At 50.4% G+C, this 18,669-nt stretch carries 18 protein-coding genes and 2 rRNA genes; 10 read left to right on the forward strand and 10 right to left on the reverse strand.

Features of this window, described 5'->3' with window-relative positions:
- The first annotated feature begins 92 nt into the window (after window positions 1-92).
- Both ribA and ACTG3Z_RS12200 read left to right on the forward strand, forming a co-directional pair.
- Entirely contained in the window at window positions 93-1,184 is a 1,092-nt protein-coding gene (gene ribA, locus ACTG3Z_RS12195; protein ID WP_439143342.1) for a GTP cyclohydrolase II, read from the forward strand.
- Window positions 1,181-1,675, forward strand: a complete 495-nt coding sequence (locus tag ACTG3Z_RS12200) for a L,D-transpeptidase family protein (RefSeq protein ID WP_439143343.1) — start codon at window positions 1,181-1,183, stop codon at window positions 1,673-1,675. The genes ribA and ACTG3Z_RS12200 overlap by 4 nt, the downstream gene beginning before the upstream one ends.
- Window positions 1,676-1,730: 55 nt before the next feature.
- On the opposite strand, the gene ACTG3Z_RS12205 is transcribed toward ACTG3Z_RS12200, so the two are convergent.
- Window positions 1,731-2,387, reverse strand: a complete 657-nt coding sequence (locus tag ACTG3Z_RS12205) for a YggS family pyridoxal phosphate-dependent enzyme (RefSeq protein WP_439143344.1) — start codon at window positions 2,385-2,387, stop codon at window positions 1,731-1,733.
- Between the two features lie 104 nt (window positions 2,388-2,491).
- Entirely contained in the window at window positions 2,492-3,295 is an 804-nt protein-coding gene (locus tag ACTG3Z_RS12210) for a hypothetical protein (protein ID WP_439143360.1), read from the reverse strand.
- 143 nt (window positions 3,296-3,438) lie between these two features.
- On the opposite strand from ACTG3Z_RS12210, the gene ACTG3Z_RS12215 reads away from it, so the two are divergent.
- Complete coding sequence (locus ACTG3Z_RS12215; protein ID WP_439143345.1) at window positions 3,439-4,392, forward strand: tyrosine-type recombinase/integrase; 954 nt, start codon at window positions 3,439-3,441, stop codon at window positions 4,390-4,392.
- Window positions 4,393-4,982: 590 nt separating this feature from the next.
- Here the strand turns inward: ACTG3Z_RS12215 and ACTG3Z_RS12220 are convergent.
- Window positions 4,983-5,342, reverse strand: a complete 360-nt coding sequence (locus ACTG3Z_RS12220) for a hypothetical protein (protein ID WP_439143346.1) — start codon at window positions 5,340-5,342, stop codon at window positions 4,983-4,985.
- Between the two features lie 101 nt (window positions 5,343-5,443).
- Between ACTG3Z_RS12220 and ACTG3Z_RS12225 the strand changes: the two genes are divergently transcribed.
- Window positions 5,444-5,605, forward strand: a complete 162-nt coding sequence (locus ACTG3Z_RS12225; RefSeq protein WP_439143347.1) for a hypothetical protein — start codon at window positions 5,444-5,446, stop codon at window positions 5,603-5,605.
- Window positions 5,606-5,784: 179 nt separating this feature from the next.
- Here ACTG3Z_RS12225 and ACTG3Z_RS12230 read toward each other — a convergent pair whose 3' ends face one another.
- Window positions 5,785-6,117 (reverse strand): DUF6626 family protein, encoded by a 333-nt coding sequence (locus ACTG3Z_RS12230; RefSeq protein ID WP_439143348.1) that lies wholly within the window; start codon window positions 6,115-6,117, stop codon window positions 5,785-5,787.
- Window positions 6,118-7,072: 955 nt separating this feature from the next.
- On the opposite strand from ACTG3Z_RS12230, the gene ACTG3Z_RS12235 reads away from it, so the two are divergent.
- Window positions 7,073-7,639, forward strand: coding sequence for a tyrosine-type recombinase/integrase (locus ACTG3Z_RS12235; protein WP_439143349.1), 567 nt, complete (start codon window positions 7,073-7,075; stop codon window positions 7,637-7,639).
- Between the two features lie 247 nt (window positions 7,640-7,886).
- Here the strand turns inward: ACTG3Z_RS12235 and ACTG3Z_RS12240 are convergent, their stop codons facing one another.
- Complete coding sequence (locus ACTG3Z_RS12240; protein WP_439143350.1) at window positions 7,887-8,735, reverse strand: porin; 849 nt, start codon at window positions 8,733-8,735, stop codon at window positions 7,887-7,889.
- Window positions 8,736-9,050: 315 nt separating this feature from the next.
- Here ACTG3Z_RS12240 and ACTG3Z_RS12245 point away from each other — a divergent pair, with 315 nt between their 5' ends.
- Entirely contained in the window at window positions 9,051-9,536 is a 486-nt protein-coding gene (locus ACTG3Z_RS12245; RefSeq protein WP_439143351.1) for a DUF3576 domain-containing protein, read from the forward strand.
- Window positions 9,537-9,542: 6 nt separating this feature from the next.
- Here the strand turns inward: ACTG3Z_RS12245 and ACTG3Z_RS12250 are convergent, their stop codons facing one another.
- Window positions 9,543-10,781, reverse strand: coding sequence for a glycosyltransferase (locus ACTG3Z_RS12250; protein WP_439143352.1), 1,239 nt, complete (start codon window positions 10,779-10,781; stop codon window positions 9,543-9,545).
- Between the two features lie 163 nt (window positions 10,782-10,944).
- Here ACTG3Z_RS12250 and leuS point away from each other — a divergent pair, with 163 nt between their 5' ends.
- Genes leuS through ACTG3Z_RS12270 form a run of 4 tightly spaced genes read left to right on the forward strand, consistent with a single transcriptional unit; the run spans window position 10,945 to window position 15,616 of the window.
- A complete protein-coding gene (gene leuS / locus ACTG3Z_RS12255) occupies window positions 10,945-13,506 on the forward strand; it encodes a leucine--tRNA ligase (RefSeq protein WP_439143353.1) in 2,562 nt (853 codons plus the stop codon).
- Window positions 13,493-13,987 (forward strand): LPS assembly lipoprotein LptE, encoded by a 495-nt coding sequence (lptE, locus tag ACTG3Z_RS12260; protein ID WP_439143354.1) that lies wholly within the window; start codon window positions 13,493-13,495, stop codon window positions 13,985-13,987. Before leuS ends, lptE begins: the two co-directional genes overlap by 14 nt.
- The gene (holA, locus tag ACTG3Z_RS12265; RefSeq protein WP_439143355.1) at window positions 13,984-15,009 is read left to right on the forward strand and encodes a DNA polymerase III subunit delta; all 1,026 of its coding nucleotides are present in this window, start codon (window positions 13,984-13,986) and stop codon (window positions 15,007-15,009) included. Before lptE ends, holA begins: the two co-directional genes overlap by 4 nt.
- Before the next feature lie 19 nt (window positions 15,010-15,028).
- Window positions 15,029-15,616, forward strand: coding sequence for a glutathione S-transferase family protein (locus tag ACTG3Z_RS12270; RefSeq protein WP_439143356.1), 588 nt, complete (start codon window positions 15,029-15,031; stop codon window positions 15,614-15,616).
- Here the strand turns inward: ACTG3Z_RS12270 and ACTG3Z_RS12275 are convergent.
- The 4 genes from ACTG3Z_RS12275 to ACTG3Z_RS12290 form a co-directional block, all read right to left on the reverse strand.
- Window positions 15,600-16,781 carry a TIGR03862 family flavoprotein gene (locus ACTG3Z_RS12275; RefSeq protein ID WP_439143357.1) on the reverse strand — a complete coding sequence of 394 codons (1,182 nt, stop codon included), beginning with the start codon at window positions 16,779-16,781 and terminating at the stop codon, window positions 15,600-15,602. The two genes, ACTG3Z_RS12270 and ACTG3Z_RS12275, sit on opposite strands and share 17 nt — an antisense overlap.
- Window positions 16,778-18,106: a mechanosensitive ion channel family protein gene (locus ACTG3Z_RS12280; protein WP_439143358.1), complete on the reverse strand. Its 1,329-nt coding sequence runs from the start codon at window positions 18,104-18,106 to the stop codon at window positions 16,778-16,780. The genes ACTG3Z_RS12275 and ACTG3Z_RS12280 overlap by 4 nt, the downstream gene beginning before the upstream one ends.
- A gap of 132 nt (window positions 18,107-18,238) precedes the next feature.
- Window positions 18,239-18,353 (reverse strand): 5S ribosomal RNA (rrf, locus tag ACTG3Z_RS12285).
- Window positions 18,354-18,543: 190 nt separating this feature from the next.
- Window positions 18,544-18,669 (reverse strand): 23S ribosomal RNA (locus ACTG3Z_RS12290); the annotation flags it as partial.

Consider the following 18,669-nt stretch of genomic DNA (forward strand, 5'->3'; position numbering starts at 1 on the left):
GTCCATGTGTTATCGAGCGGTGTAATGTTTCATATTCGCCGCCTTTTGAGGGGCTAAATCAACAAAGTGTTTCAAAGAGCGGTCCCAACATCATGAGCTTTGCACCTGATCCCTCCGAACAAATCGCCCGCGCGCGCGGTGATTTACGTATGGGGGTGCCTGTTGTGATTTTCGATGGAACGTCAGGGGTTTTGGTACTTGCCACTGAAACCCTGACACTCGAACGTGCAAATGCTGCGCGCGCCCTTGTCGGCGAAAGCGTTCTAACGATCACATCCCGCCGCGCCGAAACGCTCAAAGCACGCGCATATGATGGTGATCTCGCCCGAATTATCGTACCAAATGATGCTGAGTTGCGTTGGATCAAAGCGCTCGCTGACCCGTCCGATGACTTGCGCACACCTATGAAAGGGCCGCTCAAATCTGCACGTGACGGCAACATAGTTCCTCATCGTATTGCCCTGCAGCTTACCAAAGACGCGCGACTGCTGCCATCCGCGTTGATCACAGAGCTCGAAAACCCTGTGCATTTCGCTCGAGATCATCAGTTGACCCTGTTGTTCACCGCGCAAATCGCACCTTTGCTGGGCAAATCTGCCCATTACAACGATATTGTACATGCCCGCCTTCCTATGGAGGTCAGCGAGACTGGCAAATTGCATGTGTTCCGCCCCAATGATGGCGGCGAAGAACACTACGCGATTGTCATCGGCACGCCTGATCGGAACAGACCTGTACTCACGCGCCTTCATTCAGCGTGTTTCACAGGTGATCTTATGGGATCACTCAAATGCGATTGCGGTCCTCAATTGCGCGGTGCCCTAGCGCAGATGGGTGCAGAGGGGGCTGGCGTGTTGCTCTACTTGAACCAAGAAGGGCGCGGCATTGGACTTGCAAATAAAATGCGCGCCTATTCCCTACAAGACCAAGGGTTCGACACGGTTGAAGCCAATCATCGCCTAGGCTTTGAGGATGATGAACGCGACTTCCGCATCGGTGCTGCACTCTTAAAACAACTGAATATTAGTGGGGTCCGCCTACTGACAAATAATCCTGCAAAGATTGATATGATGCAAAAAACAGGCATCACCGTCAGCGAACGGGTCGCTTTGAAAGTGGGTGAAAACCGGTTCAATAAGGACTACCTTCAGACAAAGGCTGACAAATCAGGGCATCTCTTGTGACTCCCGATGATATGGTAGTGACGCCACTGGGCGTCCGATTTGCCGGACAGGTGTTTCCTTGCAGCATCGGAAAAGGGGGCATCACAAGCAATAAGCGGGAAGGTGATGGCGCAACGCCCCGTGGCATTCACAAGATTGTCGGAATGCTCTATCGGCCTGATCGAATTAAATGCCCGAACGCAAAGGCCGTACAGATTGGTCCCCGCGATCTTTGGTCTGATGATGCCAAGGATAAACACTACAACCAGCTTGTCGGCGCGCCCTACCTGCATAGCCATGAAAGGCTGCGCCGCGCTGATCCACTTTATGATTTGATTCTCGTCACAGACTGGAATTGGCCACACGCGACGCCAGGCAAAGGTTCAGCAATTTTCATCCATCAATGGCGGCGAGCAGGCTATCCAACTGAAGGGTGCATTGCTTTCAGGCGCGATCATCTGCATCAAATTGCGGCTCGGATCACACCCCAAACACGCCTAATCGTACGCTGACTGAGCGTTTCCTCTCTCTACAAATATCCTGGGGGTTCGGGGGCAAGCCCCCGTTCTACAGTTCGTATGCGCGCTGACCAAATATAGCTGATCCGACACGCACATGTGTCGCTCCCAGCGCAATCGCGCGCTCAAAGTCGCCACTCATGCCCATCGAGAGACCTGTTAAACCGTTACGCTCGGCAATTTTTCCAAGCAAAGCAAAATGCAATGACGCCTCTTCATCCGCAGGAGGAATGCACATTAGTCCCTGAATCGGCAAATCTAGCGCGCGACAGTCAGCGATAAACGCGTCTGCATCCTGCGGGGCGACGCCAGCCTTTTGCTCTTCTTCGCCCGTGTTCACTTGCACAAACAACTCAGGACAATATCCCAATTCTTGCGCAAGACGCGCAATTGTTTTCGCCAACTTTGAACGGTCTAGCGTATGAATCGCATCAAACAATTCCATCGCTTGACGCGCTTTATTGGTTTGCAAAGGACCGATCAAATGAACAGAAGCGTCAGGAAATTCTTCTTTGAATGTCGGCCACTTGCCAGCGGCTTCCTGCACGCGATTCTCGCCGAACAACCGATGTCCTTGAGCCAAAACCGCATGAACGCGCTCATTCGGCTGGACTTTGGACACAGCGATAAGCTGTGCACTTCCGACGGAGCGACCCGCATCTTTTTCAGCTCTGGCAAATTTTTCTTGAATCTCTTGAAGCGACATTCTGTGACCCTCTGATTTTTATATCAGGTAGTACGCATCGCCCAAAAAGAAAAGGACGGACCCCGAGGGATCCGTCCTTCTTAAGCAGTGCTTCACTTCGAAAATTAGAAGCTGAAGATTACGCCCAAGGAAGCAACTGTGTTGTTGCCGCCAACCTGGCCAACTGCGCCAACGAGGTTCGCGCCACCGAGGTCGTGCTTAACCTGAAGACCAACAGCGTTGATTGTGCCGCCGGAAGCCGCGTCAACACCGAAGCCGATGGATGTCGCGTCGGAGATGTCGTAGCCAGCTGTCAGAACGATGTCGGAGTTGCTGTTTGTACCAAGACCAACATTCCAGTTGCCGCCATTGTACTTCGCACCAAGCATCCAACGTGTACCCGCGGAGGAGTCAACACCAGCTGCGATTGTGAAGCTGTTGAATGTGTAGGACGCCGCGATCTCTTGCGTTGTGCCTGCAACGTCAGCAGATGCTGCAACTTTGAAGTCGCCTGCTGCGTAGCTGATCAATACATTGTTGCCGGAGTCGTTGTGCGTGGAGATGTTGTTGTCAACGCCTGAGCCGCCAGCTGTGTAGTAAAGGCCACCGTCGTTGAAGCCGTGGAACGTAGCGATACGTGCCGTTGTTTTCATCGCACCGTGTGTCGCGCCAACTGCCAATGTCAGGCCGCCGGAAGACATAGTGATTTTGTTGTGACCAAGCTGACCGTTGTCGTTGTTGTCAGAGATCGTGATACGTGACGACGCTGTGAAAGAGATACCAGAATCTGTTTCCACGGAACCGCTGAATGTCAGACGCGTTGCGTGAGCAACTGTTGTTGTGTTTGCGGAGCCGTCAAAGTTGACACCTAGGAAGCCGTAGCCGCCTACTGTTACGTCAGCGGATGCAACGCCAGCGGCTGCGATCAGAGCTGTTGTAGCGAAAACACGACCTTATTCTTACAAAGAGCCACAGTCGATGTCTGCATACAACGACAGCTTGGCGATAGTTTGGCTCTCGTCCACGTGCTCAAGTGACAATACTGTTTGGCTCTACAATACTGGAGCTAATCGTGTTTTCATTCTTCAATCACAGCGCAAACCACAAATACAAGCATCGTAGCAACGTACAGCACTTAACGCTTAATCTGTTCTTTGATGAGCATTACTTCCCACACGCAAAAGTCAGTAAGCGACAGTCACATCACGACTGGAGCATCTACAACACTCATCTACGCACACAGCTTGGATCATACTTGTTAGCTGATCTCACCAACCCTGTGCTTGACGTTTGGGTGCGTGAGCAGGTGTTGCGAGGGTACCAGAACAGCACCATCAACAAGCACATCTATCTTATGAACAGAATGCTGAACTTGGCACGGCACTGGGGACATATAGACAGCCACAACGCATACCAGCAGAACATCAAGCGCTTGAGCATTGGTGACTATACACAGCGCTTTTTAAGTGAGCCTGAGATAGAGCGCTTGATCAGAGCTTGCCGTGCCAATCGCCATCCTTTCTTGTATCTGTTCGTACAGCTGTTGTTGCTCACTGGTGCTCGCAAAGGCGAAGCAAGACTTGCACGTTGGCGTGACATTGACTTGCACAAGCGTGTTTGGACTGTGCCACGCAGCAAGAATGGACGCTCACGCCGCATCGTGCTCAGTGCTGCAGCTGTGGGTGTATTGTTTGATGTGCGCACACGAGCTGAACAGTTGAACCTGCCAACAACACAAGAGTGCTATGTGTTTACAAATCCGCGCACTCAAACTGCCTATCAAAGCTTCTATGCGGCTTGGTTTGTAGCACGTGACTTGGCTGAGCTTGAAGACTTGCGCATACACGATTTACGTCACACCTATGCCAGTACACTTATTAACAATGGTGTGAGCTTGTATGAAGTACAGACGCTGTTGGGACACAGCAGCTTACAGATGACACAGCGCTACGCACATCTTGAACCTAATAGACTGCACGAGCACACTGAGCTGATGAGTGCTGTGGTTACACGCAATAGTATTTGATACCAGCATCACTATGCCTGTCAGTCACTTCTGCAAGCACAAACGCAAACACGTATTATCTGTGGATATACCGCTTAAAACACGCATACACGCATCAATGATGTGTTGAGCAGTGCTTGGTTCATAGATACAAAGATGGTGCCGTGTGTGCGCTTATAGGTCGTCGTTGTATAAGCTATCAAGGAACTTGCGCAGCTCCCCACTACTATTAGGGTCTTTAGCGCTGTTCTTTGCATCTCGTATTTGCTGTCGACGTTCCTCCACATCGTATTCTTCATCCCATCGGTGTATCAATCTTATACTGCAGTAAGGCCGCTCCATCAGCGCTTCTCTATCCATCTCATATGTGCCAGGCAGTATGCCATCCTTCACACACTCAAGCGCTGACAGTTCTTGAGCTGTTAGCTCGTTTAAGCGCTCATCTATACGCTCCCCCAGTCGTTCAAGCGTACGGTCCAACTTGACTTGTGTGCTGTATCTCGCCCCACCCATACGTGCTGTTAGTGATCTAAAGGTACTCATCCACTGGACCACTTCGTCATAAAGTGGACCAGTGTTCACTTGCTCATACATTCTAACAACACGTCTTATTACTTTTTTTTGCGGCGCTCTTCTTCGTGTGCCCAAGTCGCATCGTCACTATCTTCAATCAGCTTGCGGAACGTGTCGACAGCAGCTTTGACAGCCTCAAGTGTGTTGTCTGCATACACAGCCATACCCTCAACCACCTTGCCACTGTAACGTGCTGATACTCTACGCTTGCCATCAACACTTTGTGGTGCCCACCAGTATTGCGTTGTCACACCATCAAGCTCTTGCTCAGTCTTATATTTGGCCAGCTGTTCAAGCATACGATTTGCTTGTGACAGTAGCTTTGCACGTGGACCGCTCTGTGGGTTTACAGTTGCATCGATGTTGTACTTCTTAAGTAGTTCGTCAAGCGTTGGCATTGCTGTCTCCTTTGTTACACAATGATACTTACAAAGGTTAAAAACACTCACAGCTATGTCAAGCACTCAGTCTCGCTTTTGGACTAACTCTGGCTCTGTAAATGGACGCGGCTCTCGCACATCTGGTGTTTGTGGTTGTGGCGGTGGTGCAGCTACAGCTGGCTTTGGAGCCTTATTTGCTGTTGGAGCTGGTGCTTGCTTGCGTTTTGACTTTGGCTCTGCACCGCGCAGCTCTTTGGCAATATCAGCACTTGTCGCTGTAATCAGTGCCAGTGCTGCAAGTCTCACATCAACACTACTGTCTCGCTCTATAGCACGTATAGCATTCAATGAGCGCTGTATGTCTGTGATAGCTGTCATTGGCTCATACCTGCAGCTGGGGTTACTAAATCACCACCCCCCTTTGATAAGTACTCCACCACAAGATTCCTGCGCAGATAAATCATTCAGCTGCAGACCCTTTTGATCTGCTCTGCCAGTTGTGCTGTGCCTGCAGCTCAACTGTGTTCACGCATTGCATACGCAAGCGCTCAAACACCTCAGCCCAATGCCTATGATGTGCTTGAGTGCTGTTCGCCAGCTCACCTGCATACCAACTGAGCTTGCTTGCACAGGTCATTAGAGCATCAGCACTTGGTGTCAGCTCGCCATACTTTAATGTGCGCATATAACACTCGCTCTTGCCAAGCCATTGCTCGCAGAACTCACGTTCACTGCTCACAGCTCGGCATTGCTTTAGTTGATCTCGTATTTCCTGCAATACCTGTAGTCCCATCACATATCTCCTCGTGTGATGTATTTATCAACGCAGTCAGTTGCTGTGTGCTTGTATGATTATTGATTGCTTCAACACATCCACTTCGTGTCTGTGTATCACCTTCACACATCTCACTTCGTTCTCACTCAGCTCGCTGTGCTTGGTGATCTGTCGATGTCTTGTTAATGATTTATAAGCTATAATCTAAGCTCATTCGCAGAGCAGTTAGATCAACGCCCCCTAAGGCGCTGATCAAAACACTCACGCATTCGCGTCGCTGTGTTAGTCTGTACTACCAAACCATTGCTGGAAGAGCAGGTTTTGCTATCATCTCTATTATTGGCATATCACACGCATATGTAAGACCCATACAGACAGGCTACCTTACACATTGATGGATCTCATTACGAGGTTGTCATCCATCTCACTTGCGAAGCTCACCAACGCTCACACGTCAGCAGCTTCATTCACCACACTATTACGACAATCAAAGCGGCAGGCTGGTTGAACATTTATACCTTCGCCACTTAAAGCATCCCACCTACGAGGATGGGGTAGTTGATTGAAGCGTATAACTGGCACTACATTTGCTCACCGTCTCACATCAGAACGGATTTGCAGCACTATCTCAGTCGGCGTGCTAACCTTAATCCAGTTTGTATTTGCCTTGTGTGCCTAAGTTCTGGTGCAGTTGCGTTGTGCAGTGCCTACCCTAAATCGAAAAAAATGCCTGTTTTGCCTTACACAGTTATTTATCCACTCTGTGCTATCTCCGTAAAAAAACTGAGCGCGATATATTCTGCGTTTCTCAACGATTTATGCTCAGCAGATCAGTTCTCACATAATAAGTATATGCTGACATATCGCCCTAACCCACTGTGATCATTGAGCTTGCAGTTGATCACATATTCGGTCGCCCATCCATAGTCTCAGAACTTATGCTGTACACACAGATTAGCTGAGAGATACGCATATGAAACAAGCCCTTACACTCACAGACACACAGTACCGACAAGTGATTGCATTCTGCAGCTCACGCAAACACACGCTGCGTGATCAGACCATCATACATATGAGCTTTCTGGCAGGACTACGTGCTATGGAGATAGCAGCGCTGACTGTTGCTGATGTGTATGATAGTTCTGGTGCAGTGCGCAGTCAGTTCAACATCACAGGCACACAGACCAAAGGCGGCAACACCAGAGCTATATATGTGAGCAACAAGCTCAAGCGTGTATTAACACACTATCACGCCTGTGTATCAGGTCGCACAGCTGATGCACCCCTGTTCCTCACACAGCAGCACAGCAGCTTCTCAGCCAACACAATGTGCCAGCTGTTTCTAAACATATACTCTGACTTTGGGCTCAAAGGAGCCAGCAGTCACAGTGGACGCAGAACATTTATTACAAAACTGGCCAACACAGGCATCAATGTACGCTTGTTGGCAGCGCTCGCTGGTCATCAACACATTTCAACCACGCAGCGTTATATTGATGTAAATGACGCTCAGTTGGCACAGGCAGTGGAGCTTATATAGTTAACAGTTGATCTGCGTTACCCAATACAGCTGTGAGCATTGTGCTGCTCAGCAGGGCGTGAGCGCTGAGTAGCTCGTAGACGAAGCACATCACAACAGCACCGAGCGCACTTATTACCGTACTGTATGTAGCTGAGTATACGGCTGTAGTTGGAGAGTTAGTGCCGCTCTTACACAAAGTCATACCCAAAACGTAAAAAGAGCGGACCAAGGCCCGCTCTTTCCGTTACTCTAAATCCGAAGTGGATTAGAAGCCGAAGCTTACACCAAGACCAGCAACTGTTACGCTGTTGTTCTGACCTAGAGTACCAACGAGGCTTGCACCACCAAGATCATGTGAAACCTGAACACCCATGTAATCTGTAGTTGTCGTACCGTTAGCTGTGCTAAACTCTGCACCGATTGCTAGGGCAGTAGCATCAGAGATGTCGTAAGAGAATGTGACTACGGCATCATTGTCGCTGTTTAGACCGATGTTAGCCGCATAGTTGCCACCGTTGTAGCCAGCTTTGAACATCCACTCGGTGTCTGTAGCTGCATCATTATCAGCGTTTGCACCTAGACCCAATGTAAAGCCATTCATAGTGTATGCAACACCAACTTCTTGGGCGTTACCAGCTGCATCAGTAGATGCTGCAAGAGTCAAATCACCCATGCTGTACATCACCAAAACGTTGTTTCCACCGTCGGTCTGTGTATTAGCAGTTGAGTTGTCGTTGCCAACAACACCACCACGGTTGAAGCCGAGATACGTTGTTACGCGAGCTGTGTTGCGCATCGCACCGTGTGTTGCACCAACACGCAATGTGAAGCCACCGGAGGACATGTTGACCTGACCGTGTTCCATCTGACCGTTGTTGCCATTGTTGGACTCTGTGATACGCGAAGACGCACCGAATGTTACACCAGCGTCTGTCTCAACAGATGCACCAAATGTTACACGCACGCTGTGTGCAACGTCAGTTGAAGCAACGGTAGTTGCGTCACCGGCGTTGTATATAACGCCCATGAATGCGTTGCCGCCTACTGTTACGTCAGCGGATGCAACGCCAGCGGCTGCGATCAGAGCTGTTGTAGCGAAAAGAACGTTTTTCATTGTTTTTACCTCGGGGTTTCTATTCTCGTGCCTAGCCCGGGGAATCCGTACTAGGTCTGATTGGTGTTTCGCTCTTTTCGGGGTCGCTTTGCAAGCCTGCGAAATCATGGTTCGAGAAAGGCCTGCAAAATGGTGCAGCTTTGCCACAGTGATGTCATCGACTTAAAAGTCCCCTCAACAGACAAGTCTTACCGCGCTTGTGGGTGCGCCACCTCGGCAATCCAGCGCCTAACAGACAGTATTATAGAAGCAAAAACACTTGCTCCCTATTGTTTCGCCGTTTAGGACAAAGAAAACAAAGACGCAGGCAGGAAAATGACACCCATTCGCTCCGCTCGACTTTTTATAATTGCAGCAACCTGTACAGCACTGTCCGCGTGCGGCGGTGGCATTGGTTCTGGCGGCGGTCTGTCTTCAAGCGCTGCGTCTGCAGCGAATGACGGTGACGGTCTGGAAAACACCTCTTCTATCTGGGATGTCCTTCGCCGACCCGACGCAAATACAAATGTACACGTTAACAAATATATCTGGAATGCGTCGCTCGATGTTTTGAGCTTTTTGCCAGTAGAATCAGTTGATCCATTCTCTGGCGTCATCACAACCGGTTATGGTCGCCCACCTGGTGGTGGCCGCGCATATCGTGCGACGATCCTAGTGAATGACGTCGCGCTCGAAGCACGGTCTTTGAATGTCGCATTGCAAACGCGAAACGGCCCCGTAAGTGTTGGCACCGCGCGCGCAGTTGAAGATGCCATTCTCGCCCGTGCGCGCCAGTTGCGTATTGCGGACGGTCGTCTTTAATCCAAGTTACTTAGCAGCAAGCCGAGCAACCCATTCAAGTTGTTTGGGTAAGCAATGCGTCTTGAGGTCATAGGTTTTGAGAACAAACTCACGCGCTGCTTTGCCCAGTCGCGCGCGTTTATCTGGGTCATCCAGCAACGCATTCGCTTTCTCAACCAAAGCATCGCCATCGAAGAAATCAGTGAGCACGCCGGTTTCGTCATCGCGGATCGCTTCCAGTACGGGCGCTGTGTCAGAGGCAAGAATCGCCGCCGCTGCGCTCATCGCTTCCAGCAGTGACCAACTCAGCACGAATGGATAGGTCAGATAAATATGCAAACGGCTGACCTGCATCATGGCAAGGAAGGTGTCATAGGGCACGCGCCCTAAGTAATGCACCCGCGCCCAATCTTCGTCAGATATCTGATCGCGTACTTCATCAATGTAGATTTGCTTCCACGTTTTGCCCGCTGGCGGTTTGGAACCGTAGCTGACTTCGTCCCCCCCAAGCAAAACAACCTGCGCATTTGGTCGCGCTTTCAACAGCTTTGGCAAAGCGCGCATAAAGGCGTGGTAACCGCGATACGGTTCCAGATTACGGTTAATAAATGTAATCACCTCATCATCACGCGTCAGGCTTAAATCATCAGAGATTTTCAGAACAGCATCAGGGTTGGGTTTTACAAGCTCTGTATCGATCCCGTCATGAATAACGCTGATGTCACTGCGAAACGGCTCTGGAAATGTACTTGCTTGAAATTCGGTCGGGCTGATTCCTGCGTCCGCAGCATCAAAATGCAAGGAGTTGTTAAGATTGCGCAACCGCAGTCGCAGCGCGTTGCTGCGCAAATCCTTGGTCTCAAACTCAGGGTCAAAATTTACGCTGTCCCCTGAATCGAGGTGATAGAGCTCGCAATAAATTCCCATCTTTGCGTCTGGCCAAACGTCTTTCAAAAACATCGGCTCGCCCCAACCATGATGCGCGAGGATCACATCAGGATTCAGCCCCTTTTCTTTCCATGCAAGGGCCTGTCGGTAACACGCATCCGCGCGAATGACCTTCGTCTCTAAATCAGCGAGCCATGGATGCACATCTTTGGAAGACGCGCGCGCAATCTTATAGGGCAGTAATTGCACGCCTCTCCAAACTGTGCGCTTCTCAACTTTCGGTGTCAGAGAGAAAACCTGATGCCCCTGTTCGACCAAAGCCGGCGCTAGATGTTTATACTGTCCCGGAAAATTCTGGTGAATAATAAGAATCTGCATCGCTCAAAGCCCGTTTGTATTTTGAAAGCACTATAGAAACACCAATGTGGCAGGCCAATGGCGATTTGATGGGGGTGTTGGTACTGGACCCTTTAAAGGGCATCGCCTATCACAGTTTCAACGATATTTTCAGGCGCAACCCTCGCGCAATAAGGACTCACTCATGCAACGTTACGACGCCACCTCAATAGAAGCGAAATGGCAAGAGGCGTGGAAACTTGCGCAGACGTTTAAGGCAGAGCGCGACCCATCCAAGCCAAAATATTACGTATTGGAAATGTTTCCGTATCCGTCAGGCCGCATTCATATGGGCCATGTGCGCAACTACACCATGGGTGATGTCATCGCCCGTTATAAGATGAGCACAGGACATAACGTGCTCCACCCAATGGGTTGGGACGCGTTTGGTATGCCTGCGGAAAATGCTGCAATGGCGATTGGCGGTCATCCAAAGGATTGGACATACGGCAACATCGCGGACATGCGCGAACAAATGAAGCCGCTAGGTCTTTCTATTGACTGGTCGCGCGAATTCGCAACCTGTGACGTTGAATACTACGGTCAGCAGCAGGCCTTGTTCCTTGATTTCCTTGCAGAGGGTTTGGTCTATCGCAAAAATGCTGTTGTGAACTGGGATCCAGTGGACATGACTGTGCTTGCCAATGAGCAAGTTGAAGCAGGTCGCGGGTGGCGTTCCGGCGCATTGGTAGAGCGTCGTGAGTTAACACAGTGGTTCTTCAAAATTTCCGATCACTCAGAAGAATTGCTTGGCGCTTTGGATGGTTTGGACAACTGGCCGGCGAAAGTGAAACTGATGCAGGAGAACTGGATCGGCAAGTCGCGCGGTCTTCAGTTCGCGTTCTCCACAATCGATGCCCCTGACGGTCATGACCGGATCGAAGTCTACACAACGCGTCCGGACACCTTGAATGGCGCATCTTTCGTTGGCATTTCGCCTGATCACCCGCTCGCCAAATTGCTTGAAAAAGACAATGCAGAAATGCTGGCATTTAATGAAGACTGCCGCAAAGGGGGCACCACCGCGGAAGAGATCGAAACCGCCGAGAAGAAAGGCTTTGATACCGGCCTGCGCGTGCGTCATCCGTTCGATACAAGCTGGGAGCTGCCCGTTTATATCGCCAACTTTATTATGATGGACTACGGAACTGGTGCGATCTTTGGTTGCCCCGCCCACGATGAGCGCGATTTCGAGTTTGCCACGAAATACGGTCTGCCAATCACGTCGACTTATTTGCCATCGGAGGGCGCTTCGCCAAAACTGGAAGAAGCATACGTTCCTGCGAAGACCGAGAAGGTTTTCTACAACGGCGGTTTCGCAGGTGAGCAATGGCAAACAGGCAATGAAGCGATCAATGCCGCCATCGCATTCTGCGAAGAAAATGGCATCGGCCAAGGTGTCACCAAATATCGCCTACGCGATTGGGGCCTGTCGCGTCAGCGGTATTGGGGTTGCCCTATTCCCGTTGTGCATTGCGCTGATTGCGGTGTGGTTCCCGAAAAGAAAGAGAACCTGCCGATTGAACTGCCCTACGATGTGACCTTCGACACGCCCGGCAACCCGCTGGACCGTCACCCCACGTGGCGCAATTGTAGCTGCCCAAATTGTGGCAGCCCTGCGCAACGCGAGACGGATACGATGGACACATTTGTTGACAGCTCTTGGTACTTCGCGCGCTTCACATCCCCCAATGCGGAAACACCTGTTGATATGGCAGATGCCGAGTATTGGATGAACGTGGATCAATACATCGGCGGAATCGAGCATGCTATTTTGCACCTGCTCTATTCACGCTTTTTCGCCCGCGCTATGAAAATTACAGGCAACCTGCCCGCAAAAGCGATTGAACCATTTGATGCTTTGTTCACGCAAGGCATGGTAACACACGCGATTTACAAATCAGACGGCGAAAATGGGCGTCCCGTTTACCATTACCCTGAGCAGGTTGACCTGAAAGACGGCAAAGCGTTTCTCAAAGATGGTGGCGCAGAGGTGGATGTTATACCATCTGCCAAAATGTCTAAGTCCAAGAACAACGTCGTTGATCCGCTCAACATCATTTCTGCCTTCGGCGCCGATACCGCGCGTTGGTTTGTGCTATCCGATTCACCTCCAGAGCGTGATGTAGAATGGACTGCTTCTGGTGCAGAAGCGTCGTTCAAACATCTGGGCCGTGTTTGGGCGTTATGTGATCGTATCGATGATATGAATAAGGACGCCAAAGGTGAGGGCGATGAAGATCTGCTGCGCGAGATGCATAAAGCGATCCGTGATGTGACGCTTGGTGTCGAAAGCTTCGGCTTTAATGCAGCAATTGCGAAACTCTATGGCTTCACTGCGACGCTCAGCAAATCCAAAGCAAGTCACAGCGCGCAGCGTGAAGCGATCATGACCTTGGCCCAGCTTATGGCCCCAATGACACCCCACTTGGCGGAAGATATTTGGGCACATCAGGGTGGCGAAGGATTGATCATCGACGCACCTTGGCCTGTCGCGGATGAGGCGTTGCTCGTTGAAAGCTCCGTCACCCTGCCGATCCAGATCAACGGTAAACGACGTGCAGAGATCACCGTTCCTAAGGACATGCCAAAGGAAGAGGTTGAAAAAATAGCCCTCAGCAATGAAGCTGTGCTTAAATCATTGGATGGAGCAACACCTAAGAAAGTGATCGTTGTTCCGGGGCGGATCGTGAATGTCGTACTTTAACAAAAGACATCTTTTGATCGCGGGTGCGGCACTTCTTGTCAGCGCCTGCAATTTCACGCCAGTCTATGGGCCAGACGGTGCGGGCTCAAAGATTGAAAACCGCATTGTTGTTCAGGCGCCCACGACCAAGGACGCGTATCACGTCACGCGCCGTCTTGAGACACGACTGGGGCGGAGCGATCCCGCGCCAATGAGTTTGTCATTTTCGGTCTCTAACTCCAGCGCAGGTCTTGGAACTACAGCGACAGGCTCAACGACACGCTTACAGCGTGTTGGCAGTCTCAGCTATACATTGAAGAACTCTGCCACTGACAAAACCATTTCCAAAGGCAGCGTGACGAATTTTACAGGGTACTCTGCAACCGGCAATACAGCAGCAACCTTGGCCGCAGAACGTGCGGCGATCGAGCGGTTGATGAATGCTCTTGCAGATCAGCTTGTCGATCGCTTGTTGTTACTTGATCCTGCAACTCTTCCATGAAGCCGTCCGCGCGCGAAGCAAATGGCTATTTCGCCAAACCTGACGCGGGCAAAACCGGTCTGTTGATCTACGGCCCAGACGCAATGCGAATTGCATTGAAGCGACAACAAGTGATCGCTGCACTGATCGGGCCGGCCGGCGAAGAAGAAATGCGTTTGACACGTATTCCAGCGGCCGACTTGCGAAAAGATCCCGCCGCATTGATTGATGCGATGAAAGCGCAAAGTTTTTTTCCCGGGCCTCGAGTCGCTTTTGTCGAAGATGCGGGCGATGGTTTGGCGAAAACGATTACCTCCGCGCTCGAAGACTGGCGGCCAGGCGATGCGCAAGTTGTCGTTACAGCGGGCCAACTCAACGCGCGATCTGCGTTGCGCAAACTTTTCGAAAGTCACAACAACGCGTTCGCCGTCGGTATCTATGATGATCCGCCTTCGCGGGCAGAAATCGAAGCAGAACTCGCCCGCGCCAAGATCACAATGCCAGACCGTGATGTCATGGACGATCTTACAGCTCTTTCAAAAGATCTGGACCCAGGCGATTTTCGCCAAACCCTCGAAAAACTGGCGCTCTACAAACTCAACGACCCGGCCGCTTTAAGCAGCGAAGACATCGCTAATTGTGCACCGACATCGACAGAAGCTGGCCTCGATGATGTGATCAACATCGTTGCGGAAGCACGCTCCGGCGAAATAGGCCCGATCATGCGGAAACTTCAGGCGCAAGGTGTTCAACCTGTCGCCCTTTGCATTGCCACGTTGCGCCATTTCAAAACGCTATACGCGGCGGCGAGCGATCCAGGTGGTGCTGCTCAGGGCATCGGCAAACTACGACCGCCTGTCTTTGGACCACGCCGCGACAGAATGTTAAGACAAGCGCAGGGCTGGGGGATCTTTAATCTAGAAGCCGCTTTGGGGTTATTGGTGGAAACTGATCTTAAACTTCGAAGTGCCAGCCAACACGCCCCCGCGATGGCATTGGTTGAACGTTGCTTAATCCGCCTCGCTATGATGGCGCGGCGTTAAAATTCTCAGGAGTATTTTCATGTACGAAGTCTTTGGAACGCTTAGCAGCCGTGCTTTTCGTGTGGTTTGGGCCCTTGAGGAACTTGAACTACCCTACACACTGATCGATGCGAAGCCGCATGATTCAGTTATCTCAGCGGTTTCGGCCTCCGGTAAAGTGCCAGCCGTGCGTGTTGACGGAGCGGTTTTAACCGACTCAACCGCGATCATGACCTATCTTGCTGACAAACACGGTTTTCTTTTGTCATCTGCGGGCACGCTTGAACGCGCACACCAAGACGCAATGGTACATGCGATTATTGACGAGATTGATGCAGTTCTTTGGGCAGGTGCGCGTCACAGTTTTGTTTTACCAAAGGAGCATCGAATTCCCGAAGTGAAAGACTCACTCAAGTGGGAATTTAATCGTAATGTTTCGCGGCTCGCAGATCGTATTACGACACCTTTCGCAGCCGGTAACGCGTTCACGATTGCGGATATTTTGCTTACACATTGTTTGAATTGGTCGATTAGCGCAAAGTTCGACTATGAGAGCCGCAAAATGCAGGATTACGCGAAAGAGATGCGCGCGCGCCCTGCATTTCAGCATGTCAGGGCTTTGGGGTAAGGCCCAAATATTTGGCGGCACCGCGCCCCGCAACACGGCCCGTCGCAAAGCAAGCAGTCAAAAGATAGCCACCTGTTGGCGCTTCCCAATCAAGCATTTCACCAGCGCAGAAAACTCCAGGTTTGCTGTATAACATCAGTGTGTCGTTTAACGCCTCGCGCTTTATTCCGCCGCTTGTTGAAATTGCTTCATCGATCGGGCGCAATTTGGCGTCAGGCACCAATAGATTTTTGACAATTGCAGCAAGTGTTTGCGCATCAGAGGGTAATGGCCGCACCCACTCATTGAGCAAGGCCAGTTCGTGTTTCTGTAGTTTTAACACTTTTCTCAAATAGTTATTCGTTGAAGCCTTCCCTTTTGGCTTTTTCAGCGCCGCTTCGACACGATCAATAATCCAGTCAGGTTTCAAATCAATGAACAGCGGATGGCCTTCTCTGACGCCACGCGAAACAGAGTAGACTCCGCCACCTTCTAGGCCGTTTTTACTTATCACCGCTTCACCACGGCTTTGATATGCGCCTGATATAATTCTCACAGCTTTTAAAGGCGAACCGAAGTATGGCTCAAGATGTGAGCTCCAATTGATTGAAATTGCGGAATTGGACGGACCAAATGGCACGACGACGTCATCAAACAAACCCGCCCACTCACCGTCAGATCCCAGTCTCGCCCAGCTTTTTCCGCCTAGCGCGAATACAATCACGTCAGCTTGTAGTGTTTTCTGTCCTTCAGGTGTTTCAAACAAGAAAGCATCATTGTCCCAAGCCACCCAGCGCCATTTAGTCAATACTCGGACATTGAGCGCCTTCAAACGGGCGATCCAAGATCGAAGCATCGGTGATGCCTTCATCACGTCTGGAAATACACGCCCAGAACTGCCAATGAATATTGTTTGATCTAGGGCTGAGGCGAATTCGACTACTTCTTGTGGGCCAAATTCGTGCAAGATTGGGCTAAGCCAAGTTCCCGCTTCATCATAAAGTTCGGTAAATGCTTCAAGCGGCTCATTCATTGTTAAATTTAGGCCAGACTTACCCGCCATCAAGAATTTTCGGCCCAAGGACGGCTTCGCCTCAATCAGCGTTACAGCTGCGCCAGCAAACGCAAGTTCTTGCGCCGCCATCAGGCCTGCCGGACCTCCACCGATGACGAGAGCGGACTTCATTGAGCAGTCGTGCGAATTTCGCCTTTGAGCTCAACGACACGCTGTGGGTAAGGAATTTCGATATTATTCTCTTTCAGAGCATTCCAGATTAGGAAAAGAACGTCAGATGTGAATTTGTGTCGCCCGTCATCAATTCCGTTAACCCAGAATTCGACAGCAAAGTTCACACCATTGTCACCAAAACTACGCAACTCACAATCCGGCGGAAAAGGATCACTCAAAACCTCAGCATGTTTTGCAACAGCCGTCTCGACGATACCAGGAACCAGGTTAATGTCTGTATCATAACTTACTGAGAACGGAGCTTCATACCTATTTGCGGAACCGCTGTCCGAATAGTTAACAACACGTGTTGTGATGAAATCCTCATTCGGAACTACGATCCAACGACCATCATAGGTCTCTAAAATCGCAGCGCGCGCGGTCATCTTCACAATCGTACCCGCTTCTCCACCGTCGAGTTCGACGTAATCTCCTACAGTTGCTTGCCCTTCAAGAAGCAGGATAACGCCAGAGATAAAATTAGAAGCAATCTTCTGTAAACCGAAGCCCAAGCCAACACCAATCGCACCACCAAGAACTGCGAGAGATGTGAGTGAGATCCCCATAATGTTCATCAAGATGAGAAATGCGGCACCAAATATCGCTATTTCAGCTGTTTTTGATGCGAGTTCGCGCGTCGCAGGGCGCATTTCTTCCTGTTTAGAAATAAAGCTGCTGGATTGGTCATTCGACCAGCGGCCGAACCAGAAAATGATGCCTCCAACAACGGCAAATCTTATCGCGAAGAGGAGCGAAAAAGATAAATTGCCAAGTGGCACGACCATCGCGTCGAGCCGTGTTGTAGCCAGCTCCAAAAGCCCCACCGCATTTAACGCTGCGACTGGTACCAAGACGAACTTTCCAAGTAGTTTAAGGAATCCGTCCTTGATTATGTCCGAAACGAAAATTCGAGCGGCGAGAAATAGGAAGACGCGTTTACCGAAAGCAATGACCTCTCCACTTCCAAATATTGAACGTGTGATTGTTTCACCCAGGCCTGTCAGGCCATAGGCTAACAACGGCATTATGAGAGGGAGGAAAATCAGTACAAATCTACGCGCTGTTGCGAAGATGTTTTGTTGTTCACTTGGCGGTGTGAAGAGACGCGCCAGTGTAGGTTTCAGCTTTCGTGAAAGCAGTACGGCCAACAGATAGGCAAATATCAAAATTGCGAATTGAGACCAAGCCGCAGGACTAAGAAGCCAACCTTGTGCCAACGCCCAGCCTTGTTCGGCAAAGCCAAAGGCTTGTTGAACAATCTCGGGTTGCGCGCTTAGATCCATGACCACATCCAAATATAAAATTTTGATGTATTTCGCCTATCAACACAAAAACTTCCAGCGCGTTCTGCGGCATTAGACTATATATTTTGGGGATAAGAGTTTTTAACAGTATTATAGAGATTGGATTACTGGGATTGGCGGTGACCTACTCTCCCACGTCTTAAGACGCAGTACCATTGGCGCGGTGGCACTTAACTTCCGGGTTCGGGATGGGACCGGGTGTTTTGCTCACGCTATGACCACCAAACCAAGTAATCCAAAACAAGCTTCGCTTGTTTGGTGGGAGGCAGCTGATCTTTGCGAAGCAAAAATTAGCGTTCCCACACCGTTGTAAACTGGGCGTAGCTTGCAAAATTAACAATCGTTGTCCAAGTCTTTCGACTTATGAAGTGTATGCTTCTGTTTGTCTCAGTATTCAGTCTGTGCTGTTACTGGATCAAATCAAGCCTATCGGACGATTAGTACTGGTCAACTGAGCGTATTACTACGCTTACATCTCCAGCCTATTGACGAGGTGGTCTACCTCGGTCCTCAGGGATACCTTGTTTTGAGGGGGGCTTCCC

The sequence above is a fragment of the Planktotalea sp. genome (assembly GCF_965659345.1).
Classification (GTDB): Bacteria; Pseudomonadota; Alphaproteobacteria; order Rhodobacterales; family Rhodobacteraceae; genus Planktotalea.